Source organism: Comamonas sp. CAH-2 (assembly GCF_009668305.1).
GTDB lineage: Bacteria > Pseudomonadota > Gammaproteobacteria > Burkholderiales > Burkholderiaceae_C > Comamonas > Comamonas aquatica.
The window spans coordinates 1-17173 of sequence record NZ_VSWF01000009.1 but is presented as its reverse complement, the minus strand read 5'-3'; the positions used below and the strand labels follow the sequence as shown (position 1 = coordinate 17173).

Annotated in this window: 17 protein-coding genes; 14 read left to right on the top strand and 3 right to left on the bottom strand. The window is 66.6% G+C overall.

Annotation, left to right across the window (positions count from 1 at the left end; all coding sequences use genetic code 11):
• The first annotated feature begins 60 nt into the window (after positions 1-60).
• The 3 genes from FYM52_RS07645 to FYM52_RS07635 all read left to right on the top strand — a co-directional run bounded on the left by FYM52_RS07645 (position 61) and on the right by FYM52_RS07635 (position 3089).
• The gene (locus FYM52_RS07645; RefSeq protein WP_154163664.1) at positions 61-966 is read left to right on the top strand and encodes a TauD/TfdA family dioxygenase; all 906 of its coding nucleotides are present in this window, start codon (positions 61-63) and stop codon (positions 964-966) included.
• 113 nt (positions 967-1079) lie between these two features.
• Complete coding sequence (locus FYM52_RS07640) at positions 1080-2111, top strand: tripartite tricarboxylate transporter substrate binding protein (protein WP_154163663.1); 1032 nt, start codon at positions 1080-1082, stop codon at positions 2109-2111.
• 180 nt (positions 2112-2291) lie between these two features.
• The gene (locus FYM52_RS07635; RefSeq protein ID WP_154163662.1) at positions 2292-3089 is read left to right on the top strand and encodes a transporter substrate-binding domain-containing protein; all 798 of its coding nucleotides are present in this window, start codon (positions 2292-2294) and stop codon (positions 3087-3089) included.
• Positions 3090-3165: 76 nt separating this feature from the next.
• On the opposite strand, the gene fumC is transcribed toward FYM52_RS07635, so the two are convergent.
• Positions 3166-4578, bottom strand: a complete 1413-nt coding sequence (fumC, locus tag FYM52_RS07630; RefSeq protein WP_154163661.1) for a class II fumarate hydratase — start codon at positions 4576-4578, stop codon at positions 3166-3168.
• A gap of 437 nt (positions 4579-5015) precedes the next feature.
• Between fumC and FYM52_RS07625 the strand changes: the two genes are divergently transcribed.
• The 8 genes from FYM52_RS07625 (at position 5016) to FYM52_RS07590 (ending at position 11968) form a co-directional block, all read left to right on the top strand.
• Positions 5016-6572, top strand: a complete 1557-nt coding sequence (locus FYM52_RS07625; RefSeq protein ID WP_154163660.1) for a fumarate hydratase — start codon at positions 5016-5018, stop codon at positions 6570-6572.
• Between the two features lie 534 nt (positions 6573-7106).
• Entirely contained in the window at positions 7107-7685 is a 579-nt protein-coding gene (locus FYM52_RS07620) for an NAD(P)H-dependent oxidoreductase (RefSeq protein WP_154163659.1), read from the top strand.
• A 120-nt stretch (positions 7686-7805) separates the two neighbouring features.
• On the top strand, positions 7806-8054 hold the full coding sequence (locus FYM52_RS07615; RefSeq protein ID WP_042412167.1) for a Pathogenicity locus: 249 nt from the start codon (positions 7806-7808) through the stop codon (positions 8052-8054).
• Between the two features lie 7 nt (positions 8055-8061).
• Positions 8062-8463 carry a FosX/FosE/FosI family fosfomycin resistance hydrolase gene (gene fosX, locus FYM52_RS07610; protein WP_154163658.1) on the top strand — a complete coding sequence of 134 codons (402 nt, stop codon included), beginning with the start codon at positions 8062-8064 and terminating at the stop codon, positions 8461-8463.
• Between the two features lie 181 nt (positions 8464-8644).
• Positions 8645-9253 carry a DUF938 domain-containing protein gene (locus FYM52_RS07605; RefSeq protein ID WP_154163657.1) on the top strand — a complete coding sequence of 203 codons (609 nt, stop codon included), beginning with the start codon at positions 8645-8647 and terminating at the stop codon, positions 9251-9253.
• A 202-nt stretch (positions 9254-9455) separates the two neighbouring features.
• A complete protein-coding gene (locus tag FYM52_RS07600) occupies positions 9456-10187 on the top strand; it encodes a hypothetical protein (protein ID WP_370513812.1) in 732 nt (243 codons plus the stop codon).
• Between the two features lie 60 nt (positions 10188-10247).
• A complete protein-coding gene (locus FYM52_RS07595; protein ID WP_154163655.1) occupies positions 10248-10889 on the top strand; it encodes a hypothetical protein in 642 nt (213 codons plus the stop codon).
• Positions 10886-11968, top strand: coding sequence for a TerB family tellurite resistance protein (locus FYM52_RS07590; protein ID WP_154163654.1), 1083 nt, complete (start codon positions 10886-10888; stop codon positions 11966-11968). Before FYM52_RS07595 ends, FYM52_RS07590 begins: the two co-directional genes overlap by 4 nt.
• 17 nt (positions 11969-11985) lie before the next feature.
• On the opposite strand, the gene FYM52_RS07585 is transcribed toward FYM52_RS07590, so the two are convergent.
• Positions 11986-13707 (bottom strand): methyl-accepting chemotaxis protein, encoded by a 1722-nt coding sequence (locus FYM52_RS07585; RefSeq protein WP_154163653.1) that lies wholly within the window; start codon positions 13705-13707, stop codon positions 11986-11988.
• A 379-nt stretch (positions 13708-14086) separates the two neighbouring features.
• On the opposite strand from FYM52_RS07585, the gene FYM52_RS07580 reads away from it, so the two are divergent.
• The 3 genes from FYM52_RS07580 to FYM52_RS07570 all read left to right on the top strand — a co-directional run bounded on the left by FYM52_RS07580 (position 14087) and on the right by FYM52_RS07570 (position 16324).
• Entirely contained in the window at positions 14087-14770 is a 684-nt protein-coding gene (locus FYM52_RS07580; RefSeq protein ID WP_154163652.1) for a c-type cytochrome, read from the top strand.
• Positions 14771-14891: 121 nt separating this feature from the next.
• Entirely contained in the window at positions 14892-15785 is an 894-nt protein-coding gene (murI, locus tag FYM52_RS07575) for a glutamate racemase (protein WP_154163651.1), read from the top strand.
• A 305-nt stretch (positions 15786-16090) separates the two neighbouring features.
• Positions 16091-16324, top strand: a complete 234-nt coding sequence (locus FYM52_RS07570) for a hypothetical protein (RefSeq protein ID WP_154163650.1) — start codon at positions 16091-16093, stop codon at positions 16322-16324.
• Positions 16325-16473: 149 nt separating this feature from the next.
• Here FYM52_RS07570 and FYM52_RS07565 read toward each other — a convergent pair.
• Positions 16474-17173, bottom strand: a 700-nt coding sequence (locus tag FYM52_RS07565; RefSeq protein WP_154163649.1) for a DNA/RNA non-specific endonuclease, incomplete at its 5' end; no start/stop codon positions are given.

Genomic DNA, 17173 nt, shown 5'->3' with positions numbered 1-17173 from the left:
TCCCCGAGGGCGCGCAAATTTCTAGCATGACGGCATTCACTGATCCACCAGCTGTTTGCCATGACTGCCTCATCCCTTGCCACTGCGGTGGCCCCCACCCCGATCGCGGCCGAACCCCAAGCCTTTGAAGTGAAACCGACGGGCGCCGCTTTGGGTGCCGACATCGTGGGGCTGGATCTGCGCCAGCCTCTGCACCCCGCTACCGTCCACGCCCTGCAGCAGGCGTGGAACCGGCATCTGGTGCTCCGCTTTCGCGGGCAGCAGCAGCTGACGGTGCAGGATCACATCCGTTTTTCTGCCTACTTTGGCCAGCTGGACCAGCGCCCCATCGGTGCGCAGCCCCTGCATGGCAGCACCGAGGCACTGCCGCGCGAGATCGTGGTGATCTCCAACGTCGTGCAAGACGGCAAGGCCTTGGGCGGCCTGGGCGATGGCGAGTCGGTCTGGCACGCGGACATGACCTACCAGCCCGTGCCTCCCAAGGCCGCGTTGTTGCTGGCGCGTGAAATTCCGGCAGAAGGCGGTAACACCTATTTCGCCAACATGTATGCGGCGTTTGACACGCTGCCCCCCGACCTCAAGGCGCAGGCTGTGCAGCATGCATGCGTGCACGATGCCAGCCGCAACAGCGCTGGCCAGTTGCGCCTGGGTTTCAAGGACAGCACCGACCCGCGTGAGACCGTGGGCGCCGTGCACCCGCTGGCGCGCCTGAACCCCGACACCGGCAAGTACAGCCTGTATTTGGGGCGTCGCCGTGGTGCTTATGTCCGCGGGCTTGCTCTGTCAGAAAGTGAAGCCCTGCTCAACGCGCTGTGGGCACACGCCACACAGCCGCAGTTTGCATGGGCACAGCAGTGGCAGGTCGGTGACCTGGTGGCCTGGGACAACCGGGTGACCTTGCACCGCCGCGATGCCTTTGACCCCAGTGCGCGGCGCTACATGCAGCGCACCCAGGTCAGCGAATAAGCCCGCGCGCTGTTCATTCCATCCCCATCCTTGATGCAGCAACGCGGGCCGCAGCGGCCGGCGCTGGCTGCCTGCGCCCTGGTGCAGGCACCACCTTTGAAAGTCCATTTCCCATGTCGCATTCCGAAATTTCCACGTTCAATCGCCGCCAATGGCTGCAATGGTCGGCTGCCCTCACGGCCGGTACGGCGGCTCCCTGGCTCGGGGCGCAGAATGCTCCCCCCGTACCCGCCAAAGACTTTCTGGTGGATGGCAAGCATGTCACCATCGTGGTGGGCGGGCCTGCAGGTGGGGCCACCGATGGCGTGGCGCGTGTGCTGGCACAGGCATTCAGCGCGCAACTGGACCGGGAGGTGATCGTGGAAAACAAGCCTGGCGCGGGTGGCACCATTGGCTCCAAGTTCGTGTCCGTGGCCAAGAACGATGGCCACACGCTGCTGCTGGGCCACATCGGGACGAATGTGCTGTCACCGCTGATGCAAACGCCCCAGCCCTATGACCCTCGCAAGGGCTTTACGCCGATTGGGCAAATCGGCAATACGGCCTCGGTCCTCCTGGTGCCTGCGGGTGGTCCCACCAGTTTGCAAGCAGCGCTGGAGCAGTGGAAACGCAAGGGCACATTCAGCTATGCCTCCACAGGCCTTGGCTCCGGCGCCCACCTGTTGGGCCATTTGCTGGCAGACGCGGTGCAGGTGAAGGGTTTGCACGTGCCTTACCGCGGCAGTCCGTTTGCCTTGCAGGATTTGGCTGGTGGCCGCGTGGATGCCATGTTTGTGACGGCCGGAGCGATTGGTTCGTTCATTGAAGCCAAGAAGCTGGTGCCACTGGCCGTCGCCTCTGCGGCACGCAGCAGCTATTACCCGCAGCTGCCCACGCTGCGCGAGGTGGGGCTGCAGCAGGTCAGCAACGAAGGCTGGTTTGGGTTGTTTGCGTCCGCCAATGTTGCGCAGCCGATTGCCAGCGCCTGGCACGCGCACCTGCACACGGCGTTGCAGCAGCCGCAGGTGGTCAAGCAGCTGCAGGGCTTGGTTGTGGATATCGCCAGCAGCCACAGCCAAAAGGCGTATGCGCAATTCATCGACCAAGAAATCAACCATTGGACACGCGTGGTGGCGCAGCTGGGCGATGCCTTGAAGGCGGCCTGATCGGCGCTGTCGCGCCATGCCCAAAACCGCTGGGCGCAAGCCGCAGCGGTTTTTTAATGCCTCGCTGGTGGCAGGGAGGGCGGTGGCGCGCTCAGGCATGGTCTGTGCATGGAGGCGCCCTGTCCCGTGCGGCTGCACCAGCGTGCAGCGCCGGGCCGCTTTTCACCTCCGGAGCCTGTCATGCATTTTTCCCCGTCTCGCCGCACCACCTTGATCACCATGGCCGCCTGGGGCTTGGGCGCCCTCGCCACGGCCGCGCATGCGGCCCCGCTGTCCGAGATCCAGGCGCGCAAGACCCTCAACGTCGGCATCCAGACCGACTACCCGCCCTACGGCTTCATTGATGCCAGCCTCAAGCCCCAGGGCTCGGACGTGGCCACGGCCGAGCTGATCGCTAAGCAGATGGGCGTCAAGCTCAACATCGTCACGGTGACATCGCCGGCCCGCATCCCGGCGCTGCAGGCCGGCAAGGTGGACCTGATCATCTCCTCCATGGGCAAGAACCCCGAGCGCGAGAAGGTCGTGGACTTCAGCATCTCCTATGCGCCGTTCTTCTCCGGCATCTATGCCGCCAAGGGGCTGACCATCCACCAGTTCAGCGATCTGGCCGGCAAGAGCGTGGCCGTGACACGTGGCTCGCTGCAGGACGATGCGCTGACCAAGCTGGCGCCGGCCGGCACGCAGGTCAAGCGTTTCGAGGACGATACGGCCACGATTGCGTCCTTCGTCACCGGGCAAAGCCAGGTGCTGGCCCACAGCGCCGCCGTGGCCGGGCTGACCATGCAGCGCAACCCCAAGCTGGATACCGAATACAAGCTGCTGCTGACCGATGTGCCGTGCTTCATCGGCGTGGCCAAGGGCAACAAGGAGTTGCTGGACCAAGTGAACGTCATCCTGCGCACCGCCAAGGCCGATGGCAGCCTGAACGCCATCTCGCAAAAGTACCTGGGCCGGCCTTTGGGCAACCTGCCCGAGTGAGCCAGAGCCACCGCGATCCGGCCATCGAAAAGGCAGCCCGCAGGCTGCCTTTTTCGTGACCGCGTTGGACCGGGGCTCAGAGGTTGCCGACCATGTGCTCCGGCACCACCCACTGGTCGAACTGCGCGGCCGTCACATGGCCGCTGGCAATCGCGGCATCGCGCAGGCTGGTGCCCTCTTTGTGCGCTTTCTTGGCGATGTAGGCGGCCTTGTCATAGCCGATGTGGGTGTTGAGCGCAGTCACCAGCATCAGCGATCGGCCGACCAGCTCGGCAATGCGTGCGCGGTTGGGCTCGATCCCCACGGCGCAGTGGTCGTTGAAGCTGACCATGCCATCGGCCAGCAGGCGCACGCTCTGCAGGAAGTTGTGCGCCACCAGCGGGCGGAACACGTTCAGCTCGAAGTTGCCGCTGGCGCCGCCAAAGTTGATGGCCACGTCGTTGCCAAACACCTGAGCGCACAGCATGGTCATGGCTTCGGACTGGGTGGGGTTGACCTTGCCCGGCATGATGGACGAGCCGGGCTCGTTCTCGGGGATCGACAGCTCGCCCAGGCCGCTGCGTGGGCCGCTGGCTAGCCAGCGCACATCGTTGGCAATCTTCATCAGGCTGGCGGCCAGGGTCTTGAGCGCGCCATGGGCGTGCACCAGGCCGTCGCACGATGCCAGCGATTCGAACTTGTTGGGCGAGGTGACGAACGGGTAGCCGGTCAGCCGGGCCAGCTCGGTCGCCACGCCTTCGGCATAGCCCTTGGGCGCATTCAGGCCGGTGCCCACGGCGGTGCCGCCCAGGGCCAGCTCATACAGATGGGGCAGGGCGGCGCGCACATGCTTTTCGCCGTGGGCTAGCTGGGCCACCCAGCCGGAGATCTCCTGGCCCAGCGTCAGCGGCGTGGCGTCCTGCAGGTGGGTGCGGCCGATCTTGACGATGTCGGCCAAGGCCTCGCTCTTGGCCTGCAGCGTGGCACGCAGCTTGGCAATGGCCGGCAGCAGCTTCTGCTCGATGGCCGTGACCGCCGCCACATGCATGGCCGTGGGGTAGACGTCGTTGCTGGACTGGCTTTTGTTCACGTCGTCGTTCGGGTGCACCAGGCGCGACTCGCCGCGCTCGCCGCCCAGCAGCTCGCTGGCGCGGTTGGCCAGCACCTCGTTGACGTTCATATTGGTCTGCGTGCCCGAACCGGTCTGCCACACCACCAGCGGGAATTCGCCCGGGTGCTGGCCGGCCAGCACCTCATCGGCCGCGGCGTTGATGGCCTGGGATTTCTTGGCATCCAGCAGGCCCAGGGTGCAGTTCACCGTGGCCGATGCCTTTTTCACCTGCACCAGGGCGGCAATGATTTCGCGCGGCTGCTGTTCGCCGCTGATGTCGAAGTTCTGCAGCGAACGCTGGGTCTGTGCGCCCCAGAGCTTGTCGGCCGGCACGGCAATCGGGCCGAAGGTGTCTTTTTCCAGGCGGGTGGCCGGGCTGGGGTGCGAAGGGCTGGTCATGGGGGGACTCCTTGAAGATCAACAAGGCGGCGCAGCTGGCTGGAGGCGATCTGGCTACGGGGGCCGCACAACACGCTGGCATGCGCGCGCAGCCAGCCTCAAAGCAGGCCACCATGCTAACCCAGTCAATGAAAGCCATTCTCATTGGCGTGCTTTGCTGCGGGATGCCGCGCGGCCACAGTGGTGGGTGTCGGGCTGTGAATGCAGAGCCAAATTGGCATTTGGCGCAATCTGTAAGCGCGCAGGAAGCTATGGTTTTTGAGAATCTGCAGAACCCCGTGGTCAGCGCCTGGACAGCGGCTTGCAGTAAGCTGCGGCGCCCCCCAAGTCCTCTATAAGACTTGTCGGCTTTGGCCCACCGGCTGCGGGCTTAGCGGGGATAATCAGCAGGTTTTCCGCGCGCAGCCCCTGCGCACCCACAACAGAGAAGCTTCACGATGACGACCTCCATCCGCCAGCAGGACCTGATCGACTCGATCGCAGGTGCCCTGCAGTACATCAGCTACTACCACACACCGGATTTCATCCAGCATCTGGCCCGCGCCTATGAGCGCGAGCAAAGCCCTGCGGCCAAGGATGCGATGGCGCAAATTCTGACCAACTCCAAGATGAGTGCCACCGGCCAGCGCCCCATCTGCCAGGACACCGGCATCGTCAACGTGTTCCTGAAGGTGGGCATGGACGTCAAGTGGGAAGGCTTCACCATGGGCCTGGAAGACGCCATCAACGAAGGCGTGCGCCGTGGCTACAACCACCCCGACAACACGCTGCGCGCGTCCGTGGTGGCCGACCCGCATTTCAAGCGCAAGAACACCAAGGACAACACCCCCGCCGTGATCAATGTGCAGATCGTGCCCGGCGACAAGGTGGACGTGACCGTGGCGGCCAAGGGCGGCGGCTCCGAGAACAAGTCCAAGATGATCATGATGAACCCCAGCGATTCCATCGTGGACTGGGTGTTGAAGACGGTTCCTGAAATGGGCGCAGGCTGGTGTCCCCCTGGCATGCTGGGCATCGGCATTGGCGGCACGGCGGAAAAGGCTGTCTTGCTGGCCAAGGAAAGCCTGATGGAAGACTTGAACATGTACGAGCTGCAGCAAAAGGCTGCCAGCGGTGCAGAGCTGGATGACTTGGAAAAGCTGCGTCTGGAGCTGTTCGAGAAGATCAACGCCCTGGGCATTGGTGCCCAAGGCCTGGGCGGCCTGACCACGGTGCTGGACGTCAAGATCAACATGTACCCCACGCACGCGGCTTCCAAGCCCGTGGCCATGATCCCCAACTGCGCCGCCACCCGCCACGCCCACTTCGTGATGGACGGCTCCGGCCCCGTGTACCTGGACGCGCCTTCGCTGGACAGCTGGCCCAAGATCGACTGGGCGCCGGACTACAACAAGTCCAAGCGCGTGGACCTGAACACCCTGACCAAGGAAGAGGTCGCCAGCTGGAAGCCCGGTGACACCCTGCTGCTCAACGGCAAGATGCTGACCGGCCGTGATGCCGCCCACAAGCGCATCCAGGACATGCTGGCCAAGGGCGAGCAACTGCCCGTGGACTTCACCAACCGCGTGATCTACTACGTTGGCCCCGTGGACCCCGTGCGCGACGAAGTGGTCGGCCCTGCCGGCCCCACCACGGCCACCCGCATGGACAAGTTCACCGAGATGATGCTGTCGCAGACCGGCCTGATCTCGATGATCGGCAAGTCCGAGCGTGGCCCCGTCGCCATCGAGGCCATCAAGAAGCACAAGAGCGCTTACCTGATGGCTGTGGGCGGCGCCGCCTACCTGGTGTCCAAGGCCATCAAGCAGGCCAAGGTGGTCGGCTTTGAAGACCTGGGCATGGAAGCCATCTATGAATTCGACGTGGTCGACATGCCCGTGACCGTGGCCGTGGATGCCGGCGGCACCAGCGCCCACATCACCGGCCCCGCGATCTGGAAGGAAAAGATCGCGACCGGCGAATTCAAGGGTATCGAAGTGGCCGCGGCCAAGTAAGCCTGTCTGGCTTGCTCCCTACGAACCGCCTTCGGGCGGTTTTTTCATGGGCGGGTGCTGGGGCTGTGTGGGTCGAGCATGTGGCGGCGGTGCAGGTCTGTGCCAGGCGGTCACCGGGTCGCCGCAGCGTCTGCCGATCACCATCGGCAGAGACAGTGGGGTCGCTCCTGCGTGGCGAAAGCGAGCACTGACGCGGACCGTGTGAGCCGTTGACAGCCACCACAGGCGCTTATGGGGCAGGGCGCTGTGTCTGCGCCAGTGCCTGGCGTTGCCATGCGGGCGGGCCTTGTGCTGTACGGGCGTTTTGCCGATGATGCAGGCCGCACGGGTCGCCATGCACCGTGGCCAGCCGGCCAGGGCCGCACTGCGGCCCGGTGCCCTGTTGTGAGGGGTTTGCCGTGGCGGGTCCATAGTCCGGTGCCGGCGCGCTTGCGCCAAACCCTCGTTCCTGCGCTGAAATCCGCATCCGCCAGCACTCCTGGGTGGCGCGGTGTGCCACGCACAGGGGCTGTCCCTGGTCCTCTTAACCTGTCCATGAAAAAACGCATTCTTGTCATCATGGGGCACCCCGGCACGCAGAGCTTTTGCGCCAGCCTGGCGGATGCCTATGTCCAGGGCGCCACCGACGCCGGGCATGCCGTCCAACGCATCGATGTGCGCGATCTGGTGTTCGACCCCATCTTGCATGAGGGCTACCGGCAGATCCAGGCGCTGGAGCCCGATTTGCTGGCGGCCCAGCAGGCGCTGAAGGAGGCCGACCATCTGGTGTTCATCTATCCGACCTGGTGGGGCGGTATGCCGGCCTTGCTGAAAGGCTTTTTTGACCGGGTGCTGCTGCCGGGTTTCGCGTTCAAATACCGGGCCAATTCCGTGTGGTGGGACAAGTACCTGACGGGCAAGTCGGCCCATGTCCTGACCACCATGGACACCCCGCCATGGTACTTTCGGCTCTTCTACCGCAACCCCGGCAACAACCAGATACGGCGCACCATCCTGGAGTTTTGCGGTATCCGGCCCGTACGCATCACCTGCATTGGCCGTGTGCACAATGCCCCAGCCAGCTGGACAGCCCGGTGGCTGGACAAGGCGGCCGCCTTCGGACGCCGCGCCTGAGGGAGGTCAACACAGGCCGGAGATGGCGGGATATGTCGACGGGATGGGGACCGCCGTGCGCCAGGGGCACCGCCACGGCAAGGGCGGCCGGCCCCGTGACTTTTTTTGAGAGGGAGAGGAATGCCTTTTTCGCTGGAAGAACGCCGGGCCTTGCTGGCCGTCAAGGGCGTAGGGCCCACGGTGGTGGCACGGCTGGAGCAGATGGGTTTTCAGACCCTGGCCCATCTGAGCAGGGCGAATGCCTTGGACATCACGGCCAAGGCTTCGGAGATCGTGGGGTCGAGCTGCTGGAAGAACAGCCCCCAGGCACGGGCGGCGATCCAGGCGGCGATTGCCCTGGCGCAGTCGCGCCAGGGCTCCGGGCAGTGAGGCGCGCATGGCGGTTCTGGGCATCAGCCACCTGACGTTCATCGTGCGCGATGTGGAGCGCACGGCGCGCCTGTTTGTCGAGGGACTGGGGGCGACCGAGGTCTACGACAGCCAGGGGCGCAACTTCTCGCTGTCGCGCGAAAAGTTCCTGCTGCTGGGCGGCGTGTGGCTGGCCTTCATGGAGGGCGAGCCGACGGCGCGTTCCTACCGCCATGTGGCGTTCGAGGTGGCCGAGGCCGATGTGCCCACCTATGCCGCCGCCTTGCAGGCCCTGGGGACCGAGATCCCCCCGGCACGCCCGCGTGTCGACGGCGAGGGCCTGTCGCTGTACTTCCATGACTACGACAACCACCTGTTCGAGCTGCATGCCGGCTCCCTGGCCCAGCGGCTGGCGCACTATGCGCAGTGAAGTGCGCACTGGGCAGGCCCCGGCGTGGCCGGCAGCCCGGTCGCAGGGCGCTGGCCCCGGGCCCTGCCGGGTGCTGTCACGGCTTTAAAAACAAGAGCTGTCAGCGCTTGTCCAGTCAGCGCCAGAGGCTGAAAACACCTGAAGCGCTCAATGCCGAGGGCTTCGTGCCAAGATGCGCGGTATGAGCCAAGTCTTCGCACCCTCCTGCGCCAACAACCAGGCGCCGATCCTGGCCGTGCTGCAGCACGCCTTGGCCGACCGCACCCACGTGCTGGAAATCGGCAGCGGTACCGGCCAGCACAGCGTGTACTTTGCGCCGCGCCTGCCGCACCTGGTGTGGCAGACCAGCGATCTGCCCCAGCACCACGCCAGCATCCAGGCCTGGCATGCCGCAGAGCCCGCACCCAACCTGCGCGCACCGCTGGTGCTGGAGATCGGCGGTGCCACCGCTTGGCCACAGACGGATGACGGCCCCTTCGACGCCGTCTTCACCAGCAACACCTTGCACATCATGGGCTGGCCGCAGGTGCAGCAGCTGCTGGCGCTGGTGGGGCTGCAACTGCCACCCGGCGGGGTGCTGGCGGTGTACGGGCCGTTCAACTATGGCGGGCGTTACACCAGCGACAGCAACCGTGCCTTCGATGCCAGCCTGCGCGCACGCGATGCGGCCAGCGGCCTGCGTGACCAGGAGGCCGTGGTAGCGCAGGCACAGCAGCAGGGGTTGCTGTTGCGCGATGACCACGCCATGCCGGCCAACAACCGCACCTTGGTGTTTGAGAAGCACGCTTGATAGGTATTGAGCCCTTGTCCAGTCTGCGCCAGATGCTCTGAATCCAGCAGCGCTGGCAGGGCCGAGGGGCCTGGCAATTGTGATCAGTGGTAAATACCGTGCGTTGGCGCAGGCCTGCCCCTAAGATGCGAGCCTACAGGGGTCGGGACGTTGTCTGACAGCGCCCAGCCGGCCTGTGCAGGGATGGCACAAGGAGACGGGGATGGGAGTGACAACCACAATCAGGGTCGGGGTGGGGCTTTTGTTGGGCGCGGCGGTGCTGGCGCAGGCCCACACGCTGGAGCCTTTGCCCGCCGGCGTTTCCGCCGGGCAGGTGCTGGTACCGCAAGGGGTGTATGCCCACATCGATACGCGGCAGACCCAGGAAATGCTGCAGACCCTGACCCAGGGCAGCGCGGAGCAGCAGCAGGCGGCGCTGGAGCGCGTGCGTGCCGCGCCCGAGCGTTTCCAGCCCCCGGTGCTGTACGCGATGTCGCAGGTCTTGTTCAAGGCCAAGCTCTACCACGAGGCCGCGTTCTGGTTCTATGCCGGCCAGCTGCGTGCACGCTTCGATGTCAACCGTAGTACCGACCCCACGACCCGGCAGGCGGTCGATGCCTTGAACCAGACCTACGGCGCACCGATCAACCGCTATCTGTTCCAGGACCTGGACCGGGCCTTGGACCTGATCGCGAACGTTGTGGCCTGGGACCGCAAGACCCCCTACGACTACGATCCGCACTGGATCAACCTGCATGGCATGCAGGCCGTGCAGGCCGCGCGCGATCCGCAGTCGGCCGGGGCACGCACCGCGGCATCGCTGAGCCAGCCCCCCTCGGAGTGGGCAGCAATTGCCGAAAGAACGCGGGCCAAGTATTTCAAGAGCTTCCAGGACGCGATCACCGGCATGCAGGACAAGCTGCCGCTCAGCCCGCCGGCGCAGCCGTCCAGGTAAGGGCTGTTGGTGTCGACATCGGGCCGCTGGCAGCGGTGGTTGTGGCCGCCCGGGACGGTGTTGGCCAAAAAAATCTGGATCAGCTGGGTGCTGTTGGTCATGCTGGGGGCGCTGGTGCCTTTGCTGCTGTGGCGCAGCTTTGTGCCCAGTGCCGATGCCATGCGCGGGGCACTGTATCTGTCGCTGGCCCTGCTGCCGGTGCATGGCCTGTGGCTGCGGCGCCTGCGGGCACGCGGCGCCTGGGCGCCGTCTGGCCCCTGGCTGACCTATGGACCGGTCAAGCGCTGGGCCATGGGCGTGCTGGTGCTGGTGTTCTGTGCCGCCATCTTGTGGATCGACCTGGCCATCACCCTGCCCAGTCTGTACACGCGGTGGTGGGGCATGCCCAGCCAGCAGGCCACGCAGGTGCAGCCCCACCGCAGCAGCGCCAAGCACAGCTGCCGCCACCAGCTGAAGATCGAGGGCATCCGGTTTCCGCTGTTCGAGTTCTGCATCGACGCCGAGCAGTTGGCGCAGTGGCCCGCCCAGCCCCTGCCGGCCACCGTGCTGCTGCGGCGTTCTGCCCTGGGCATGGAAGTGCTGGGCCTGCGCCTGGTGCGGCCGGCGCCCCCATCCACTGATGACCCCGAGCCGGGGAACCCGCAGGCCGCGGCAGCACTCCAACCCCCTTTGCCGACACCATCCTTGCAGGGAGCACCATGACACACGACGAAATCCGCGCCACCTTGACCTTGTGCCTGCTGGCCTCATTTGCCGATGGCGAAAAACACGAGCGCGAGCGCGAGCAGATCCGCCAGGTGGCCGAAGGCCTGGCGGGCGCACAGGGCGTCAACCTGCCCGGCCTGTACCAGGAGGTGCTGCTGCGCCGCGTGGACCTGGCCTCGGCCGCGGCGCGCCTGACCAGCCGCGAGGCCCGGCAACTGGCCTATGAAATGGCGGTGTGCGTGTGCGACGCCGACGGCCACACCAGCCCCAAGGAAGATGCATTTCTGGCCCAGCTGCGCCAGGCCTTGGGCCTGGCCGGCGCTGGCGCTGCGACCCAGGCGGTATCCATCGCTCCTGCAACCGTAGCTGCTGGCGCAGCTGTGGCGGGCGTTGGTGCCGGCTTTGATGCCCAGGCCCGTGCCGTGGCCGATGCCCCGTTGCAGGCCGCCGCCCCCGAGGCCGGCATCCAGCTGCCCGCCGGGGCCAGCGTGCCGCATCCGGCGGCGGTTGACGCCCTGCCCAGCACGGCGGCACAACGCCGCCCCGGCGCGCTGCCGGCCGCCGAGATGGACAGCAAGATCCTCAAGGCCGCCATCCTGAACGGCGCCATCGAGCTGCTGCCCGAGAACCTGTCCACCCTGGCCATCATTCCGCTGCAGATGCGTCTGGTCTACCAGATCGGCCAGAGCTATGGCTACGAGCTGGACCGTGGTCACATCAAGGACCTGCTGGCCGCGCTGGGCGTGGGCCTGACCTCGCAGTACCTGGAGGAGGCAGGGCGCAAGCTGCTGGGGGGCCTGCTGGGCAAGGCGGGCAAGGGCATCTTCGGGGGCCTGGGCAAGCAGGCGGTCAGCAGCGGCATGAGCTTTGCCAGCACCTATGCCCTGGGGCATGTGGCCAACCAGTACTACGCGGGCGGGCGCCAGCTGTCGACCGACATGCTCAAGGACGCCTACCAGCACGTGATGCAGGATGGCCGCCAGCTGCAGGCCCGCTACCTGCCGCAGATGCAGGACACCGCACGCGGGCTGAACACGGCCAAGATCCTGTCCATGGTGCGCGGCGGCGGCGTCTGATTCGGCGCTGGCATGCCCTAGTCCTGCAGCGCGCTGGCGGCGTGCCGCTGTGCCGGGGCGGCCGCTAGCGCCACCACCCGGGGCAGGGGGGCGGCGTGCAGGCCCAGGCTGTGCGGCCCCGTGGCGGTCTGCGGGGGCCGTGCGGCTGGTGCAGCCGGTGTCGCCGCCGGCGTTTGCGGCACGGCCTGACCGGCCGTGTGCGGATGCACCTTGAAACGCTGCACCAGGGTGCGCAACTGCTCGGACTGCTCGCGCAGGCTGTGCGCGGCGGCGGCACTTTCTTCGACCAGGGCGGCGTTCTGCTGGGTCATCTGGTCCAGGGCGCCGACGGCCTCGTTCACCTGGGCCACGCCATCGCGCTGCTCGGCCGCGTTGGTGTTGATGGTCTGCATGACCTGGGTGACGCGCTGGATGGATTGCACCACCTCGTCCATGGTGCTGCCCGCGTCCTGCACCAGGCGCGCGCCGTCGGCCATGCGGCTGACGGAGTCCTGGATCAGCAGCTTGATTTCCTTGGCGGCGTGCGCGCTGCGCTGGGCCAGGGTGCGGACTTCGCTGGCCACCACGGCAAAGCCGCGGCCCTGCTCGCCGGCGCGCGCGGCCTCCACCGCCGCATTCAGCGCCAGGATGTTGGTCTGAAAGGCAATGCCATCGATCACGCCGATGATGTCGGCAATCTGCTGGCTGCGGCTGTGGATGTCGGTCATGGTGGTCACCACCTCGCTGACCACGGCCCCGCCGCGCTGCGCCACGCCCGAAGCCTGGTGGGCCAGTCCGGCAGCCTGCTGCGCGCTGGCGGCCGTGGCCTGCAGGGTCTGGGTGAGCTGCATCATGGCGGCAGCGGCCTGCTGCAGGTGGCTGGCCGTGACCTCGGTGCGCTGCGACAGGTCCTGGTTGCCCGAGGCGATTTCGCCGCTGGCCACCGTGATGGCATCGCCGCTGTCGCGCACGTCGTCGATCATCGCCGAGAGGCTGTGGCTCATGCGCTCCAGCGATTGCAGCAGCTGCCCGAATTCATCGTGGCGCGGCTGGTCGAAGCGGGTGCGCAGGTCGCCGGCGGCAATCTGCTCGGCCACCTGGTTGGCGGCGCGCAGGGCGCGGCGGATGCTGCCAATCAGCAGGTAGGCGCCCACGGCCACGCCCAGCAGCAGGAACACCATGTTCAGCGCGGCCGCCTTGACTACGCCCTGGCGGGCGGCACCCATGTCGGCGCGCATCTCGGCCAGGCGCTGGGCCTGTTGGTGCACATAGGCCGCCAGCGCCTGGGCGTAGGCATCGGCCGCTTGGCGGTAGCTGCTGCGCGTGGCCTGGCGTGCGGCGTCCAGCTGGCCGCTGGCCTGCAGCTGCCGCGCCTGGTCGCCCGCAGCCTGCAGTGCCTGGCGCAACTGGGCCAGCTGCTGCAAGGCGCTCTGGTCCTGGCGGTCCAGGCTGCTGGCCTGCAGGGCCTGCTGCAGGCCGTCGATGGCCTGGTGGGTGGCGGCGATGTGCGCGCCCAGGTCGGCCGCATCCTGGGCCTCGCTGCTGAGCAGCGCCGCCTGGGTGCGCACGATGTTGACCTGGGAGAGTGCGCTCCATTGCGAGGCCTGGTCCAGGCGCTGTGACAGCAGGCTGTCCTGCTGGTTGAAGCGGCGCTGGTGGGCGGCCGAGTTGTAGCCGGCATGGCCGACGATGAGGATGGCGCCCAGCACGATGCTGGCAACACCGAGCCATAGCTTCTGAGTCACACCGATGTGCTTCATTGCAGCCCCTTGGGTCTGGTCGTGGGGTGGCCGTCGCAGGGCGGGGCCACGTGATGGTTGGCGTTGCGGGGGGAGGTCGTGCCGTGCGCACGGCGCGGGTGGGCTGTGGCACCGGCAGGCTGCGCCAGGGGTGCTGGGCGGCTGCAGTGGTTAAAAAGCACGACCGTTCGAAACGCTAGTTGAAACCAGATGTGAATGCTTTCGTATTGGGACATACGCGCATTGCTGGCACCGCCGGTTGGGTGGCGAGAACGCCTGGGGCGGGGGTTGGCAAGCCCCGAAATCAAGCTTTGCGCAGCTTGTGGCGCAGACGGTTTTCGCCCGGGGATGTGCAGATAATGGGCCGCATCCCATCCCGATGCCCGCTGTGGATCCACCCATGCATTTGCGCTTTCTCGCCCCACTGCACGTCTGTCTCAAGCTTGTCCTGCGTGCCGTCTGCCTCTGTGCCGTGGTTGCAACGGCGGTGCAGGCGCAGCCCGCGAAGTCCATCACCCAGGACGAGTTGCAGGCCCGTTTGCAGGAGGCCAAGGCCCAGCCGGAACTGGGGCACAAGCTCTACACGCTGGGCCGCAAGGTGGCGGCGGTGTGTGCGAATTGCCACGCCGACCAGAACGGCAAGGCGATTCTGGAAGTGCCTTATCTGGATGGGCAGAACCCCGCCTACCTGGTCGAGCAGATCCGCCAGTTCTCCCAGGGGCTGCGCAAGAACACCTTCATGGAAGGCATCCTGAAAGCCATGAGCCGCGACGAGATGGTGGGCATGGTGCTGTTCTACGAAAAAGAGCCCCTGCCGGCGCGGCCACCCAAGGACGCGGCCCTGGTGGCCCAGGGCAAGGCCTACTTCGAACGCATCTGCGTCAACTGCCATGGCACCGACGGGCGTGGCAACGAGCGCCTGCCGCGCATCGCCGGCCAGCACACCGGCTATGTGCAGATGACGCTGACGCGTTACCGCGAAGGCAGCCGCGTGCGTTCGGACCCGAACATGGCCTTCGTGACCAAGGGCATGAGCGACCAGGACATCCGGGCCGTGGCGTCCTACCTGGCGACCATGCCCTAGCCACGGGCCTGCGTGCAGGCCCTGCCCGCCTGGCCGCAGGGGCTTGTGGCCCCGCGCTGCGGCGCGGCCGGGCACAGCGGGTGCATACTGGGCACCCATCTGATTTGTGTCCGAACTTTCCATGACTGTGGCTGCTGCGCCAATTGGCGTTTTTGACAGCGGGATCGGGGGTCTCAGCGTGCTGCAAGCGCTGCGCCACGAGTTGCCGCACGAGCATTTTGTCTACCTGGCCGACAGCGGCAACGCCCCCTACGGCGAGCGGGGCGATGCCTTTGTGCAGGCGCGCACGCACGCCATCGCGCAGTACCTGCGCGAGCGCCATGGCATCAAGGCCCTGGTGATTGCCTGCAACACCGCCACGGCGGCGGCGGTCGAGTCGCTGCGCATGGCCATGCCGGACCTGCCGTTGATCGGCGTGGAGCCGGCGATCAAGCCGGCGGCGCTGTCCAGCCAGACCCACCAGGTGGGGGTGATGGCCACGCGCGGCACTGTGGAAAGCCGGCGCTTTCACAAGCTGCTGCAGGAGCACGGCCAGGGGGTGCAGTTCCAGGTGCAGGCCTGCGATGGGCTGGCGCGTGCGATCGAGCAAAGCGCGCTGCAAGCCCCCGCTGCGGCGGATGGCGAGACTTCCGAAATTGAAGCACTGTGCGCCCGCTACACCAAGGCTTTGGGGCATTTCGGCCTGAAAACGGGTGAGATGGACACCCTGGTGCTGGGTTGCACCCACTACATCTTCATCAAGGACGAGCTGCGCGCCCTGCTGGGCCCTGATGTGCAGTTGATCGACACCGGCGCCCCCGTGGCGCGGCAGACCCGCCGCCTGCTGGCCCAGGCCGGCCACCTGCGTGCCGAGCCTGGCGAGGCCGCAGCCCTGGCGGGGGCCGAACAGATCCAGTTGATGACCACGGGCAGCCTGCCCGCCTTGCAGGCCGCCGCCGCACGTTGGCTGGCGCTGCCCGCCAGCTGCTGCGCCAGCGTGGCGGTGCCGGATTTGACCGCGCCTGTGGCGCTGTAGGCGCGCCTGCTTCGGCTGTCTTCCTGGGTTCTCAAAAAGCAGAGCTGCAAGCGCTGGCTCTATCAGCGCTGGCGAAGGTTTTTACCCTCAATCCATGCGGGCGCCAGCAGGGCCGGCTGATGACCTCGGGCAGTCTGCCCGTTGTGCAGACCGCTGCACGCGCTGGCTGGCGCTGCCGCTAGCTGTTGTACCAGCGTGGCGGTGCCGGATTTGGCCGCACCCGCCGTGCTGTAGCTGCTGGGGCCGGCTGTCTTCCTGGTTCTTAAAAAACAGAGCTGGCAGCGCTGAATCCATCATGGCTGGAGGTGGTTTTCACCCTCAATCCATGCAAGCACCAGCAGGGCCGGCGGATGACCATGGGCAGCCTGCCCTTTTTGCAGGCCGCCGCCCGCTGGCTGGCTGGCGTTGCCCGCCAGCTGCTGCGCCAGCATGGCGGTGCCGCACCTGACCGCACCCGTTGTGCTGTGGGTGCCTGCACCAGTTGCCTTAATGGGTTTTTAAAAAAGCAGAGCTACCAGCGCTTGCTGCATGCGCGCTAGAGCTGGTTTTGATTTCCAACCTCTGGGGACCTCGGCAGAGCTGACGGCCTTAGGTTCTCGAAAAGCAGAGCTGCCAGCGCAGGCTTCATCAGCGCTGGAGGTGGTTTTGACTCCCAAGCACAGTTGAAGCCGGCGGGGTCGGCCCCGGTTCACTGGGGGTGCACGCCGGGCAGGAAGTCGATACCCGTGCGCTGCACCAGCTCGGCGTAGCTGATGGGCTTGCTCACGCGGGCATCGTCGCGGTTGGCCTGCCAGTGGGCCCAGGCGCGGTTGGTGCTGGCGTCGTAGACCAGCTTGTACAGGTAGCTGGGCACGGCCACGTGGTTGTCGCCCACGGTGTCGGGCTGTCCCTCGTAGACCGGGCCGGTGATGATGAAGACATCGCCCTGGGCGCGGCTGGCGTACTGGCGCGTGTCCTTTTCAATCCGGGCCCAGGGGCCGCTGTTTTGCTTGACGGACTGGGGCACCATGTTGGCCAGCGAAAAGCTTTGCGCCATGGCCTGGGCCGTGGGCATGTCGGCCGCCGGGGCCATGTGGCCACGCGAGTAGCCGGAACCCTTGTAGTCGTTCAGCTCGGCGCGCTCGGCCCGGGGCAGGCGGGCGTCGGCAAAGAACTTGTTGGTGCGCTTTTCGTCGGCATCGTCCACCAGGGAGCGGTTCATGCGCTGGGCCACGAACATCGGGGTGCGGGTGTTGCCGTTGTGCAGGATGGCAAACGCGTCGTAGCACAGGTCGCGCAGCTTGGGCTGGGCCGCGACGGCCGGTGGCTGGCCGGCGGCAAAGAACTGTCGGCAGTCCTGAAAGCCGGCGCTGGTGGCCTGGGCCGCAGGGGCCGGGGCGGCCGATTCC